At 51.0% G+C, this 257-nt stretch carries 1 protein-coding gene; it reads right to left on the bottom strand.

Features of this window, described 5'->3' with window-relative positions:
* A partial coding sequence (locus tag PZC42_RS21885) for a hypothetical protein (RefSeq protein ID WP_277214312.1) occupies positions 1–257 on the bottom strand: 257 nt, incomplete at both ends.

Below are 257 nucleotides of genomic sequence, written 5' to 3'. Positions count from 1 at the left end.
CGTTGGTATTCGTCTCAAGGATGGTGAAAGTGCCCGCAGGAGAGACCAGAATCTCGATTATAATTCCTCTACTGTTAAGGCCGTCGCCAATTTTCTGTTCGTCGTATCGCTGGTTTAATCTCGACACCATTTGGTCGTGCATCGCACAGTTGGCCAAGCCGAAAGGGGAAACTTGGGCGACAGGAGCAAGGTATGGGCCAGAAGCTCCCCACATAAATACCACCAGGGCAATTAAGAGGATGCGCATTAGTGCCCAC

Origin of the sequence: Isoptericola croceus (assembly GCF_029382255.1) — a bacterium.
GTDB lineage: Bacteria > Actinomycetota > Actinomycetes > Actinomycetales > Cellulomonadaceae > Isoptericola > Isoptericola croceus.
Note: the sequence above shows the minus strand (reverse complement) of the source record. Positions and strands in the feature narration are given on the sequence as shown.